Source organism: Bacillus sp. FSL R5-0560 (assembly GCF_037966305.1).
In the GTDB taxonomy this organism is placed as follows: domain Bacteria; phylum Bacillota; class Bacilli; order Bacillales; family Bacillaceae; genus Bacillus; species Bacillus mojavensis.
This window is the reverse complement of sequence record NZ_CP150195.1, coordinates 3,850,537-3,864,513: the sequence shown is the minus strand read 5'-3', so window position 1 is coordinate 3,864,513 and position 13,977 is coordinate 3,850,537. Positions and strand designations below refer to the sequence as shown.

At 45.8% G+C, this 13,977-nt stretch carries 13 protein-coding genes, 1 pseudogene and 2 other annotated features; of the genes and pseudogenes, 11 read left to right on the top strand and 3 right to left on the bottom strand.

Annotation, left to right across the window (positions count from 1 at the left end):
* Nucleotide 1: 1 nt before the first annotated feature.
* Nucleotides 2-781, bottom strand: coding sequence for an NADPH-dependent reductase BacG (gene bacG / locus NST56_RS20200; protein ID WP_339178757.1), 780 nt, complete (start codon nt 779-781; stop codon nt 2-4).
* A gap of 132 nt (nt 782-913) precedes the next feature.
* Nucleotides 914-1,678 (bottom strand): hydrogen peroxide-dependent heme synthase, encoded by a 765-nt coding sequence (hemQ, locus tag NST56_RS20195; protein ID WP_003235942.1) that lies wholly within the window; start codon nt 1,676-1,678, stop codon nt 914-916.
* Nucleotides 1,679-1,947: 269 nt separating this feature from the next.
* On the opposite strand from hemQ, the gene pta reads away from it, so the two are divergent.
* The 4 genes from pta (at nt 1,948) to NST56_RS20175 (ending at nt 5,883) form a co-directional block, all read left to right on the top strand.
* Nucleotides 1,948-2,919, top strand: a complete 972-nt coding sequence (gene pta, locus NST56_RS20190) for a phosphate acetyltransferase (RefSeq protein ID WP_024123241.1) — start codon at nt 1,948-1,950, stop codon at nt 2,917-2,919.
* A 129-nt stretch (nt 2,920-3,048) separates the two neighbouring features.
* Nucleotides 3,049-3,948 (top strand): cysJI operon transcriptional regulator CysL, encoded by a 900-nt coding sequence (gene cysL, locus NST56_RS20185; protein WP_168749018.1) that lies wholly within the window; start codon nt 3,049-3,051, stop codon nt 3,946-3,948.
* Between the two features lie 47 nt (nt 3,949-3,995).
* Entirely contained in the window at nt 3,996-4,841 is an 846-nt protein-coding gene (locus NST56_RS20180) for a biotin/lipoate A/B protein ligase family protein (RefSeq protein WP_010332305.1), read from the top strand.
* A 151-nt stretch (nt 4,842-4,992) separates the two neighbouring features.
* Entirely contained in the window at nt 4,993-5,883 is an 891-nt protein-coding gene (locus tag NST56_RS20175) for a carboxylate/amino acid/amine transporter (RefSeq protein ID WP_268448076.1), read from the top strand.
* A 98-nt stretch (nt 5,884-5,981) separates the two neighbouring features.
* On the opposite strand, the gene NST56_RS20170 is transcribed toward NST56_RS20175, so the two are convergent.
* On the bottom strand, nt 5,982-6,758 hold the full coding sequence (locus tag NST56_RS20170; protein WP_010332303.1) for an RsfA family transcriptional regulator: 777 nt from the start codon (nt 6,756-6,758) through the stop codon (nt 5,982-5,984).
* A gap of 214 nt (nt 6,759-6,972) precedes the next feature.
* On the opposite strand from NST56_RS20170, the gene NST56_RS20165 reads away from it, so the two are divergent.
* The 7 genes and pseudogenes from NST56_RS20165 to thrS all read left to right on the top strand — a co-directional run bounded on the left by NST56_RS20165 (nt 6,973) and on the right by thrS (nt 13,935).
* Nucleotides 6,973-7,197, top strand: a complete 225-nt coding sequence (locus tag NST56_RS20165; protein ID WP_010332302.1) for a DUF1450 domain-containing protein — start codon at nt 6,973-6,975, stop codon at nt 7,195-7,197.
* 160 nt (nt 7,198-7,357) lie between these two features.
* Complete coding sequence (locus NST56_RS20160; RefSeq protein ID WP_326196557.1) at nt 7,358-8,659, top strand: HD domain-containing protein; 1,302 nt, start codon at nt 7,358-7,360, stop codon at nt 8,657-8,659.
* Nucleotides 8,660-8,695: 36 nt separating this feature from the next.
* Nucleotides 8,696-9,196, top strand: coding sequence for a YwgA family protein (locus tag NST56_RS20155; protein WP_326331894.1), 501 nt, complete (start codon nt 8,696-8,698; stop codon nt 9,194-9,196).
* A 111-nt stretch (nt 9,197-9,307) separates the two neighbouring features.
* The gene (locus NST56_RS20150) at nt 9,308-9,781 is read left to right on the top strand and encodes an Rrf2 family transcriptional regulator (protein ID WP_339178749.1); all 474 of its coding nucleotides are present in this window, start codon (nt 9,308-9,310) and stop codon (nt 9,779-9,781) included.
* Nucleotides 9,778-11,175 (top strand): MFS transporter, encoded by a 1,398-nt coding sequence (locus NST56_RS20145; protein WP_339182324.1) that lies wholly within the window; start codon nt 9,778-9,780, stop codon nt 11,173-11,175. Before NST56_RS20150 ends, NST56_RS20145 begins: the two co-directional genes overlap by 4 nt.
* Nucleotides 11,176-11,252: 77 nt before the next feature.
* Nucleotides 11,253-11,436, top strand: a pseudogene (locus tag NST56_RS20140) (hypothetical protein).
* Between the two features lie 47 nt (nt 11,437-11,483).
* Nucleotides 11,484-11,709 (top strand) — a binding site (T-box leader).
* Nucleotides 11,710-11,741: 32 nt separating this feature from the next.
* Nucleotides 11,742-11,966 (top strand) — a binding site (T-box leader).
* A 52-nt stretch (nt 11,967-12,018) separates the two neighbouring features.
* A complete protein-coding gene (gene thrS, locus NST56_RS20135; RefSeq protein WP_339178747.1) occupies nt 12,019-13,935 on the top strand; it encodes a threonine--tRNA ligase in 1,917 nt (638 codons plus the stop codon).
* Nucleotides 13,936-13,977 lie beyond the last annotated feature (42 nt).

Below are 13,977 nucleotides of genomic sequence, written 5' to 3'. Positions count from 1 at the left end.
TTTATATGCTTTTCATGCTGCCGCCGTCAGCGGAAATTTGCTGTCCTGTGATATAGGAGGCCTCCTCAGAGGCGAGAAACGCGGCGAGCGCTGCGGTTTCTTCGGCTGATCCGACCCGTTTCATCGGAATCCCGGAAGCAATCTGTTCTTCTGCTTCTTGTTTGGATATTCTGTTCTTTTTCATCACATTCTCCACAAATTGATGATAACGGTCTGTCGCGATAAAACCAGGATTCAGGCAGTTGACTGTAATGTTGTGAGGAGCAAGCTGAATGGAAATATTTTTACTGGCGTTAATTAAAGCGGCATTCATCATACTGTTTGTAAACATATTGGCGCCGGGTTCTTTCCACAGATTTCCGACAATGTTGATGATTCTGCCAAACTCGTTTTGTTTCATCAGTGAGGCAGCACGCTTGATAGCGTCAATGTAGGCAACGGTTTTCTGTGTGAACGTGGCCGTCATATCCTCTATATTGCAGTTATCAAATGTGTCAGGCGCGCCGCCCGGAATATTATTAATCAGAACATCAAGGCGTCCGCATTGAGATTCGATTTTTTGAAAAACGTCGGCTCTCGTTTGTTGGTCAGACATATCACCCGCAAGGACAATGATGCTCGCTTCAGGATGCTTGGCCAATATGTCTTCTTTGACTGATTCAATATTGTCCAAGTTTCGCGAATTAATGACGATGGAAAAATGGTGGTCTGCTAGCTTCAGAGCGATTGCTTTTCCAATCCCTTGACTGGCTCCCATAATAAATGCGGTTCGTTTTGACAAATAACTGCACCCCTTTGAAAAAATTGGATTATTATCTACATCGTAAGAAAAAACAGAGAGAATAGCAAATTTTATTTAAATTCTGATAAAGGAGAATCGAAAAACTCCCACCGTTTGCGGCGGGAGGAGATATTATACATATAGGAATTGAGGAAGTGTATCAAGCGAAAGGCGGTTGCCTACAAAGAACGAGCCAAATTCGCCGTAGCGCGCGCTGACTTCGTCAAAACGCATTTCGTATACAAGCTTTTTGAATTGAAGCACATCATCACTGAACAGCGTAACGCCCCATTCGTAATCATCAAAGCCGACTGAACCTGTGATGATCTGTTTCACTTTGCCAGCATAGCTGCGTCCGATTAAGCCGTGGCTTCTCATTAAGTTTCTTCGTTCTTCCATAGAAAGCATGTACCAGTTGTCATTGCCGGATCTTCTTTTATCCATTGGATAGAAGCATACATATTTTGATTCCGGCAGTTCAGGGTAAAGGCGCGCACGTACATGCGGATTTTCATACGGGTCGCCGTCGCCGCTCGCCAAATAGTTGCTCAGTTCAACAACTGACACGTAGGAGTAAGCCGGAATGGTGAACTCAGCAAGTCTTGATTTGTTGAATTCGAGCTCAATTTCATTTAATTCTTCCATTGTAGGGCGAAGAATCATCAGCATAAAATCAGCTTTTTGGCCGACGATGCTGTAAAGGGTTTGCGAGCCTTTCCCTTCTTTTTGGGCGACTCCCCATTTTTCAAGCAATCCTGTAAATTCATGAATGATAGACTGGCGCTCATCACTGGACAGGAGCTTCCAGGAAGTCCAGTCCATTGTGCGGAAATCATGAAGCGCATACCAGCCGTCCAGCGTTTTTGCCGCTTCATTTGTCATTTGCTGTTCACTCATTTATCTTCACTCCTATTATCTTTTCGTTATTGCCTTCACTATATCATAGTTTATCCGATTCTACTGTGGAGAAACCTTGAACATCCGATTCGTATATCTCCTCAAAAATAAGAGAACATATAAGGAAAGAATCAGTTGCTTAAATTAGTTAGAAAAATAAGATTTTTTGATGAAAGCGCTATAATAAAAGTTGGCTGTTTGAATTTCACTGGAAGAAGAGTATGCTAGTAAAAGAAAGCGTTTTTGTAACTTTTTGAGGAGGTTTTATTGTGGCAGATTTATTTTCAACAGTGCAAGAAAAAGTAGCTGGAAAAGGCGTTAAAATTGTATTTCCTGAAGGCTTGGACGAACGTATTTTAGTTGCGGTCAGCAAGCTTGCAGACAATAAAGTGCTGAATCCGATTGTGATCGGCAATGAAAATGAGATCCAAGCAAAAGCAAAAGAACTGAATGTGACGCTTGACGGCGTTGATATTTATGATCCTCATACATATGAAGGCATGGAAGATCTTGTACAGGCATTCGTGGAACGCCGTAAAGGCAAAGCAACAGAAGAACAGGCTCGAAAAGCGCTCTTAGACGAGAACTACTTCGGCACAATGCTTGTGTACAAAGGCCTGGCTGCCGGTCTTGTGAGCGGAGCGGCTCATTCAACTGCCGACACTGTCCGTCCGGCTCTTCAAATCATCAAAACAAAAGAAGGCGTGAAAAAGACTTCCGGCGTCTTCATCATGGCACGCGGCGATGAGCAGTACGTATTCGCGGATTGCGCGATCAACATTGCGCCTGACAGCCAAGATCTTGCGGAAATCGCGATCGAAAGCGCCAATACGGCAAAAATGTTCGACATCGATCCTCGCGTAGCAATGCTCAGCTTCTCTACAAAAGGCTCAGCAAAATCTGATGAAACAGAAAAAGTAGCGGATGCTGTGAAAATCGCGAAAGAAAAAGCGCCTGAATTAACGCTTGACGGCGAATTCCAATTTGATGCTGCGTTCGTTCCATCTGTAGCTGAGAAAAAAGCACCGGACTCCGAGATCAAAGGAGACGCGAACGTATTCGTATTCCCAAGCTTGGAAGCAGGAAACATCGGCTACAAAATTGCTCAGCGTTTAGGCAACTTTGAAGCTGTAGGACCAATCCTGCAAGGCTTAAATATGCCTGTTAACGATCTTTCAAGAGGTTGTAACGCTGAAGATGTTTACAATCTCGCATTAATTACAGCGGCACAAGCACTGTAAGGAAAGCGATAGCAGCTCTCTCGCAGAGGGCTGCTTTTTTTGCGCCTTCTTTACCAGGGCAGATGATATGAGTAAAATAAAGAAAACTGATCATCATCATAAATCTTATTCATGACAGGGGTGGGGCCTTTGTATTACGACGTGCTGAAAACCTTTATCGCGGTGGTGGAAGAAAAAAACTTCACAAAAGCAGCAGAAAAGCTGATGATTTCCCAGCCCAGCGTCAGTCTGCATATCAAAAATCTTGAAAAAGAATTTCAAACAGCTCTGCTGAATCGGTCGCCGAAGCATTTTACGACAACACCGACAGGGGACATTCTGTATCAAAGGGCAAAGCAAATGGTATTTCTCTACGAGCAGGCCAAGGCTGAAATTTACGCGCATCATCATTATGTAAAAGGTGAATTGAAAATAGCCGCCAGCTTTACAATCGGAGAGTATATTCTTCCGCCGCTCCTTGCCCAGCTGCAAAAGCTGTATCCTGAGCTGAATCTGGACGTCATGATTGGCAATACAAAAGAAGTAAGCGAACGTGTCCGAATGCTTCAGGCTGATATCGGGCTGATTGAAGGGCATACCGACGAGAACGAACTGGACATTGAACCGTTCATGGAGGATGAAATGTGCATCGCAGCACCGAACCAGCATCCGCTTGCCGGAAAAAGAGATATTTCAATCAGCGATTTGCAAAATGAAGCGTGGGTGACAAGGGAAAAAGGCTCCGGCACAAGGGAATATCTCGATCATGTGCTGAGCTCGAACGGACTGCGGCCAAAGTCGATGTTCACCATCAGCAGCAATCAAGGTGTAAAAGAAGCGGTAATCAGCGGCATGGGTTTATCGGTCTTATCAAGAAGCGTGCTGCATAAGGATTTGATTCACCGCGACATTTCAATTCTCCACATTAAAGATTTCTCATTAAAGCGCAAGCTGTCTTATATTCATTCTCCTCTCATGGAGAATACAAAAAATAAAGAAATTTTCATTACGATGCTGAAAAGCAATTTTCAATCATCACGGCTGAAATGATATAATAGTTTTCGTTCATAAGCCTAACATGAAAGGGTTTTACATAGATGGCAAACCAACCGATTGATTTACTGATGCAGCCGACATGGAGAGTCATTGACCAATCCAGTCTCGGCCCTTTATTTGATGCGAAGCAATCCTTCGCTATGGATGATACGCTGTGCGCGTCTGTAGGAAAGGGCGTGTCGCCGGCGACAGCACGCTCTTGGGTGCACCACGACACGATTGTCCTCGGTATTCAGGATACACGCCTCCCGTTTTTGCAGGACGGCATTGCCCTGCTGGAAAATGAGGGATACCGTGTCATCGTACGCAATTCCGGCGGTCTGGCTGTTGTTTTGGATGAAGGCGTTTTAAATATTTCTCTCATATTCGAGGACCAAAAGAAGGGCATCGATATAGACAGAGGATACGAAGCAATGGTTGAGCTGATGAAACGGATGCTCAAGCCGTATGGTGCAGAGATTGAAGCCTATGAAATTGAGGGCTCCTATTGTCCAGGCAGCTATGATCTCAGCATTGACGGCAAAAAGTTCGCCGGCATTTCTCAACGACGTCTTCGCGGCGGGGCAGCCGTTCAAATTTATCTCTGTGCAGATAAAAGCGGCAGCGAGAGGGCGGATCTGATCAGACGATTCTATCAAGCCGCCCTGAAGGATAAACAGAACGACAAAAAAGGCATCTACCCGGATATACATCCGGAAACCATGGCATCGTTAAGTGAGCTTCTGCATACCGATATCTCCGTACAGGACTTAATGCTCGCTTTGCTTACGGAATTAAAAGCGTTAAGCACTCACCTCTACTCAGCCGGACTGTCCATTGACGAGGAATTGGAATTTGAGAAAAACCTTGTCCGGATGACAGAACGGAATGAAAAGGTGTTTGGATAAACGTCACTTGCATGTCAGCTGATACGGCTGGCATGCTTTTTTTTTCGCTATCATCTTGTCTTTAGATAAATCTTTCTTATAAACAGAAAACAATTACAGCAAAAAAAGCGATAAAATAACAGCAGCATCTGCATACAAAGGGGAGAGGCAAATGAAAGGTAATGTTTACAGCTTGTTTGTGCTGGTCGCGGCTTTTTTCTGGGGAACAACCGGCACCGTTCAGGCGCTGGCTCCAGAAAGCGCCACTCCGCTGGCATTTGGAGCGGTCAGATTATTGATAGGAGGCAGCGCCATGCTTCTTGTGGTCTGGATCAGCCGTGAGCTTCACGTAAAAAATTGGTCATGGCCGCCCGTGTTTTTAGCAGCGATTTGTATGGCCTGTTATCAGCCGCTTTTTTTCACCGCCGTAAAAGAAACAGGGATTGCGGTCGGGACAGTGATTGCCATCGGCAGTGCGCCTATTATTGCTGGGAGCTTAGAGTGGGCCGTTTTAAAAAAACGGCCGCGAAATTCCTGGTGGATTGCAACTGTATTTGCTTTGGCGGGATGCTGGCTCCTGTTTTCAGACGGCTCCAATGTTCGGGTTGATGTGTCAGGGGTTCTCATGGCGATTGGAGCGGGTGCTTCTTTTGCGGGTTATACCTTGATCAGTAAATCAATGATGAAAACACAGCCGCCGAGAGCGACCTCAGCTGTTGTCTTCATGCTCAGCGCCATATTGCTGACGCCGCTACTGTGGCAGTCGGATCTCTCTTGGATGCTGACCCCAAAAGGATGGGGAACGAGCCTTTACATCGGGTTCATTGCGACATGCGCGGCCTACTTTTTGTTTGCAAAAGGGCTCACCGGAGTGCCGGCTTCGGCAGCAGTTACACTGTCCTTGGCTGAGCCGCTGACCGCCTCATTGCTGGGCGTGTTTTTCATAGGTGAAATGCTTTCTCTTTCCTCATGGCTCGGCATCGTGCTGATGATGTTAGGGCTTCTGGTCATTTCAGGAGCGCCTCGCAAGCAAAAGACAGCTGATGCGGCTCATGTGTCTTAATAGATTAGCATAAGCTTGTGCTCATTTTACAAGACTAACGGAGCCGCCGCAAAAACAGAAAATCCTCTTTTCCAAAAGGAAAAGGGGATTTTTTTAAGCTATTCCGCCATTTTTTCTAAATTTCCGTTCCGGTCCATTTTGAAGGACGGAGAGGCATGTTCGTCTTCTTCGAATAAAACTAGTTTTCTTGCTCTATTCATGATTTTTACCAAGGTTTCATAATCTTCTTGGATCGTTTTTTGATCTTTTTCAAGTTTTTGAACGTCTGCTTCCAGCTGTTCTATTTTGCTTTGTAATTCTTGATTTTCTTTCTTTAAACGCTCATTTTCCATTTTAAAAGCTGAGGATTGCTCATGATTGCCTTCGTAATTCTGCAGGAATCTGATGACATCACCCATCGTCATATCAGGCGCAGACGTTTGAGGAGACAATAAGTGTGATAGACTAGCTAACTCTTCCTTAAAGCTTTCATCCACAAAAGGCATGTGCTCGCCTGACATCAAAACCTGCTTCTCATTTTCGGCAGTCGGGGTTTCAGGCTTTACCTGCTCCTCCTGCACTGCAGTTTCTTGAATTGTTTCAGGATCAACAGCAGGAGGCTGATATAACAGTCTTTTCTTCGCAGGCTGCCCGTTTCCGAGAGCTCTCATGCGCTGTTTTCGCTGCTTTTTTGCAAGCTGAAGCGCTTTTTCATATTGGTGGCGCACTACCGCGTTCCATCTGAATCCGCAGGCTGCGGACGTCCGATTTAATTTATCGCCGACCTCTTCAAAGGCATTCAGCTGAGTGCTGCCTTCTCTTACATGCCGAAGCACAGTTTCGGCTAAAAGCAAATCATTTTCTTCTGACCAAGCGTCCTGTCGCTGTTTTGTCATTTATCTCAACTCCCATTTTTCTTTTCATGATATTAGAATGTCCAGAATGGAAAATATTTATACAAGTTGGCTGAAAGAATAGGAGATACGGAGGCTGGAGCGGCTTGCAGGAACAGTCGAATCCTTGTACAATGAAGAGCGATGTGATTTTTTTGATAAAGCGATTTTAGGTTTAAAACATAGATGAACATAGAAATGAAGGGAAGCGTACGTCATGGCTAATGAATTTCGAGTGTGTGATGATTGCCAAGCCACTAATATCAAAACATTGCTGCCGCGGTTAAAAGAAGTAGACCCGGATGCAAAGGTTGAGATAGGGTGTCAATCTTATTGCGGGCCCGGACGGAAAAAATCGTTTGCTTTTGTGAACAATCGCCCGCTGTCAGCTCCGACAGAGGATGAGCTGATTGACAAAGTAAAAAAGAAATTAAAAAAGTAAAACATATTTTTTCATAGCCTCGGCCCTCTGGTCAGGCTTTTTTGCTTCACATGATGTGTTTTTCGGAAAGATGGAACAAATCGCCGGACAAATTCAAGGATGTTTTCAAAGAATAGAGTCGATATAATAGAAACACGGCTAAAAAAAAGAGGGAATGACGATGGCGTATCCAAATGGAAAATTATCAGAAGAAAAAGTGTTTAAAGATCCGGTGCACCGCTATGTTCATGTGCGGGACAAGCTGATATGGGATCTGATCGGAACCCGCGAATTTCAGCGTCTCCGCAGAATCAAGCAGCTCGGCACGACGTATTTGACGTTCCATGGCGCTGAGCACAGCCGGTTCAACCATTCTCTTGGTGTCTACGAAATTGTCAGGAGAATGGTTGATGATGTCTTTAAAGGCCGTCCTGAATGGGATGACAGTGAGCGCGAACTCTGTTTGTCCGCGGCGCTGCTTCATGATCTCGGGCACGGGCCGTTCTCGCATTCATTTGAGAAAGTCTTTCATCTTGACCACGAAGATTTTACAAGAGATATCATTTTGGGAGACACAGAGGTTAACCAGGTGCTCAGAAAGGTGAGCCCGCGTTTCCCGCAGGATGTTGCTGAAGTCATTGCCAAAACATATAAAAACAAACAAGTGGTCAGCCTGATTTCGAGTCAGATTGACGCGGACCGCATGGATTATCTGCAGCGCGACGCTTACTATACAGGCGTCAGCTACGGCCATTTTGACATGGAGCGGATTCTCCGGGTAATGCGCCCTCGTGAGGATCAGATCGTCATTAAACAAAGCGGAATGCACGCTGTAGAAGACTATATCATGAGCCGCTACCAAATGTACTGGCAGGTCTATTTCCACCCTGTGACGAGAAGCGCGGAGGTTATTTTAACGAAGATTCTCCACAGAGCGAAGCAGCTTCATGATGAAGGTTATGTGTTCACTCATGCTCCGGTTCATTTTTATTCTATTTTTGAAGGGAAACTGACGCTGGAGGATTATTTGAAGCTGGATGAATCTATTATTTTGTATTACTTCCAGGCCTGGGAGGATGAAGAAGACCCGATTTTATCCGATTTGTGCCGCAGATTCATTAACCGCCAGCTGTTCCAATACGTTGAATTTAATCCGAATGAAGAGATGTCGGCCTATTTTGAGCTGACCTCATTATTCAAAGAGGCTGAAATCGATCCGAGCTATTATTTGGTCGTGGATTCTTCTTCAGATCTGCCATACGACTTTTACCGTCCAGGAGAGGAAGAGGAGCGTTTGCCGATCCATCTCTTGACGCAAAACGGTCAAATTAAAGAGCTGTCCAGACAGTCGGCTATTGTGGAATCTATCTCCGGAAAGCGGCGGACGGACCATAAGCTGTACTATCCGAAGGACCTGATTTGTGACGGCTCTGAACACCCGGAAGCGAAAATGAAAATCCGGCAGCTGCTGGGACTGACATAGAAATTGGTAAAGAAGGAAAAAGGAGATGTCGGGAATTTGTTGAAAGAACATGCAAAACTGATGAAGGTGTTCTCGGATTCTGGAGAAATCATCGGGCGAAAGAAGCTGCAAAAAATGATTTATATTGCGAAGAAAATGCAGTTTCCTTTCTATGAGAAATATGATTTTCATTTTTACGGGCCGTATTCGGAGGAACTGACGCTCCAAATTGAAGAGCTGTGCAACCTTGGATTCCTGCATGAGGTAAAGGAAAAAAAGGGCGGCTACTTTCAATACCGTTATTCGCTGACAGAGACGGGCTCCGCGTTTTTAGACCACGCCGATCTTGATATGCCTGATATCAAGCGCTATATTGACAGTGTAAACAGCCGTTCATCACGGTTTTTAGAGCTGGTCTCCACGATTCTATACTTTGACGGGCTTGGGGCCGAGGAAAAGAAAGAAAAAGTATTTACAATCAAAAGCAAGCAAAAGTATACCAATGAAGAATATGACGAAGCGCTTCAATACATAGAAGAGCTGAAGCAGATGTGTTAACCATAACAAGCAAAAGAAACGAAACGTTTCTTTTGCTTTTTTTATTGACAAATCCTGCTAATGGATCTATTGTGGATAATAGTTATCCATAATGAACCAGGGGGGAGCATAATGAAAATGAAATCGGGAATGGAGCAGGGAGTTTCTGTACTGCTGTTACTGTCACGGCTGCCCGTGCAGGCCTCTTTAACATCAGAGGCGATCAGCCAGCGCTTGCACATGTCTCCGTCTTATCTGAAAAAGCTGATGAGAACTTTGGTGCAGGCTGGTTTGGCAGAATCTATACCAGGAACGAAGGGTGGCTTTACGATAACGAAGCCTTTGACGGAGATTACCCTCTATGATGTCTATCTAGCTGTTGAAGGAAGAGGTTCCATGTATCAAGGGAAAGGTCTTTTGCCATCTGTATTTGAGAGCGGAGATCCCTGTGTGCTGGAAACGGTAATGGGGGAGATTGAGCATAAATGGGCTTCGCTCATGAAGGAAGAAACCTTACAGGGTGTCATGAACAGAATCGGGGAGCTTTATGACCTCAAAAAAATCGATGATTGGGTACATCATCAGCTGAAAGGGCAATGGCAATGAAAAACAGCGGGCCTTTACATCAATCAGGATCAACAGGCATCTCAGTGTTAATCGTGCTCGCTCTCGGTTTTCTCATGGCTACGCTTGATGTGACCGTGGTGAATGTTGCTATTGCTGATATGAAAAACGCTCTTTCCCTTTCACTTTCAGGTGTGACGTGGGTTGTAGACGGGTACATGCTTACATTTGCTTCGCTTCTGCTTGCCGGCGGCGCGCTGGCTGATCGTTACGGCTCAAAGAAGATTTATATGCTGGGTTTGGCCGTTTTTGTTCTTGCCTCTTGTCTATGCGCTGTAGCAGCAAATGGCCAAATGCTTATCGCAGGCCGTCTATTGCAGGGACTTGGCGCGGCTTTGTTTATGCCGAGTTCACTCAGCCTTTTGGCTGCCTCTTACCCCGATGAACGGGTGCGGGCCAAAATGTTTGGCTTGTGGGCCGCTCTCGTCTCCGCCGCCTCCGGACTGGGGCCTTTTATCGGCGGTGTTCTGGTGAATGCGGCAGGGTGGCAGAGTATTTTTCTGATCAATGTGCCGTTAGGGGTTGCGGCGCTTATTTGTGCCTATCGAACGCTCAGCAGTATCCCGGGAAAAGGCAGCCGGGTGAATATCACAGGGCATTTGCTTGGAATGGCGGCTCTCGGATTTCTTTCATTTGCGCTGATACAGGGCGCTTCAATAGGCTGGAGTTCGCCCTCCATTCTCGGTGCTTTCGCGGCGGCCGTTTTGGCGTTTGTGCTTTTTATTCTGAGAGAGATTTTTTCAGCAACATCTATTCTGCCTGCGTCATTATATAAAAACGGACGTTTCTCGGCAGCGCAGTTCGTTGGGTTTTTGCTGAATTTTGCTCTTTTCGGCGGCATGTTTATGCTCAGTCTATTTTTGCAGGAAGCAAGAGGCGCAAGTTCCTTTTTAGCTGGAGTTGAACTATTGCCGATGATGGCAGTCTTTGTGGTCGGTAATCTGCTGTTTGCCCGGCTGGCGAACCGTTTTGAAGCGGGGCTTCTTATGTTTGTTTCAATGGCTGTCAGCTGCATCATGGCATTGCTGCTATTTGTCATGGTTTCTCCGGATTTGCCTTACTGGCAGCTTGCGGTTCTGACATCTGCCATGAATCTTGGTGTTGGCATTACGGTTCCTGCCATGACGGCTGTTATTATGAAGACAGCGGGACAGGAGCATGCAAATATCGCAGGAGCAGCTTTAAATGCCAACCGGCAAATCGGGGCATTGGTTGGCGTGGCGGTTTCCGGAATGGTCATTCATCTGTCCGCCACTTGGTACGCCGGAGCTGGGTTTACGTTTTTGATGATGGGCGCGGCATACAGTCTTGCCGCATTCCTTGTGTGGCGGTTTCTGACTTTTCATAAAGAAACATCCGCTTCTGCATCATCTTAAAATCGTCCATTGTCTTTTCAAGGAATTTATAGTAAGATATATGAAATTATTGAAACAGGCACTGATAAGGACATGAGATGCTTTTTACGGTTTCCAGAGAGGGAAGGACCAGCTGAAATCTTCCTAACGCAGAGAAAGCAGCTTACCGCCTTTGAGCCGTATCGGGGAAATCAAGTATCTGATACCGTCATGCTGCGTTACAGCACCGAGCCGACGAACATGTATGTTTGTTGGGAATTTGGGTGGAACCACGAATATTAACACATTCGTCCCTTGCGAGGGATGGATGTGTTTTTTTATATGAGTCAATAAATGCGATGAAAAGGACATGAATGATATTTACGGTTTTCAGAGAGGGAAGAAAAGGTGCGAGCTTCCCAGCTTAGGAATATCATTTACCGCCTTGGAGCAGCGTTGGGGAACAGTCAGTATCCAATGCCGTTTATGCTGCGTTACAGCACCGAGCCGATGAACATGAACGTTCGTTGGGAACTTGGGTGGAACCACGGGTTTAATCACACACTCGTCCCTTACAGAGGGACGGGTGTGTTTTTTTATATAAATATAGAAATGCGATGAAAAGGACATGAATGATATTTACGGTTTTCAGAGAGGGAAGGAAAGGTGCGAGCTTCCCAGCTTAGGGATATCATTTACCGCCTTGGAGCAGTATTGGGGAACAATCAGTATCCAATGCCGTTTATGCTGCGTTATAGCACCGAGCCGATGAACATAAGTGTTCGTTGGGAACTTGGGTGGAACCACGGGTTAATCACACACTCGTCCCTTACAGAGGGACGGGTGTGTTTTTTTATATACAAAAATTAATAAGGAGTGTTTGAAATGAGTAAACATGTAAGTATTCAGCTTCCGGACGGACAGGTAAAGGAATATCCGAAAGGCACTACAGTCAAAGAGGTGGCTGCCTCCATCAGCTCCAGTCTGGAAAAGAAAGCAGCAGCGGGACAGGTTAATGGCCGGCTCGTTGATGTCAGCTTTAAGCTGGAGGAAGATGCTGAGCTTTCAATTATCACACTGGATTCTCCAGAAGGCTTACAGGTGCTTCGCCATACATCAGCGCATGTGCTGGCTCAGGCAGTGAAACGGCTGTACGGCGAAGTGTCCTTGGGAATAGGGCCTGTCATTGAAGACGGATTTTATTATGATATGAAGCTTGATCGGAGTCTGACTTCCGGAGATGTAGAGGCCATCGAAAAAGAGATGAAGCATATTATAAACGAAAATATGAATATCAAGCGAATAGAGGTTTCTTACGAGGAGGCTGAAGCGCTTTTTGCAGGAAAAGGCGAGCCGTTTAAGCTGGAGATTTTGAAAGACATTCCGCGCGGCGAGAACATTACGCTGTATCAGCAGGGAGAATTTGTTGACCTGTGCCGTGGGCCGCATCTTCCTTCAACAGGAATGATCAAGGCGTTCAAATTAACACGGGTGTCAGGTGCTTATTGGCGAGGAGACAGCCAAAATGAAGTCCTTCAGCGGGTGTACGGTATTGCGTTTCAAAAGAAAAAAGATCTTGAGGCGCATCTGCATATGCTGGAAGAAGCAGCGAAACGGGATCACCGCAAGCTGGGAAAACAATTAGAGCTGTTTATGTTCTCGGAAGAAGCGCCGGGAATGCCGTTTTATTTGCCAAAAGGGCAGATTGTCCGCAATGAGCTGGAACGCTTTTCGCGTGAGCTGCAAACAAATGCCGGCTACGCCGAGGTGCGTACGCCGTTTATGATGAATCAGCGGTTATGGGAGCAGTCGGGGCACTGGGACCACTATCGCGACAATATGTATTTTTCAGAAGTAGATCATACTGCATTTGCAATGAAGCCGATGAACTGCCCCGGCCATATGCTCATCTTTAAAAACAGCCTGTACTCTTATCGGGATCTGCCGATTCGTATGGCGGAGTTCGGCCAGGTGCACCGCCATGAATACAGCGGTGCTCTAAACGGAATGCTCCGCGTCCGGACGTTCTGCCAGGATGACGCACATATCTTTGTTCGGGAAGATCAAATCGAGAGTGAAATCAAAGAGGCCATTCGGCTGATTGACGAGGTATACCGCACATTCGGTTTCGAGTATACGGTTGAACTTTCCACTCGCCCTGAGGATTCATCAGGTGAAGACAGCGTGTGGGAAATGTCTGAAAACGCCTTGAAACACGTCCTTGAGGACCTGGATCTTCCTTATGAAGTAAACGCAGGGGATGGAGCGTTTTACGGAGCGAAAATCGATTTTCATATTAAAGACGCTCTGAAACGGAGCCACCAATGCGCCACAATCCAGCTTGATTTTCAAATGCCTGAAAAATTCGATTTAACATATATAAATGAGCACAATGAAAAGGTTCGTCCCGTCGTCATTCACAGGGCGGTATTCGGCTCAATTGACCGTTTCTTCGGCATTTTGATCGAGCATTTTGGCGGAGCTTTCCCAGTCTGGCTTGCGCCGACGCAGGTCCACATTATACCGGTTTCTCACGTTCATATGGACTACTGCAAAAAAGTGCAGAGTGAGCTAAAGCGGCTCGGGATAAGGGCCAATATTGATGAACGCAATGAAAAGCTTGGCTACAAAATCAGAGAATCACAGATGCAGAAAATCCCGTACATGCTGGTGCTTGGGGATCAGGAAGTGAATGAAAAGGCGGTAAACGTCCGTCAGTTCGGACATCAGAAGAGTGAACAAGTTCCTTTTCAGGTATTTAAAGAGAATATTGTCAAACAGGTGAAAAATCGAAGCATGTAGGAGAAAAGTTGCGAATTCGCTGTTTGCTTTTTTGACTTTCCC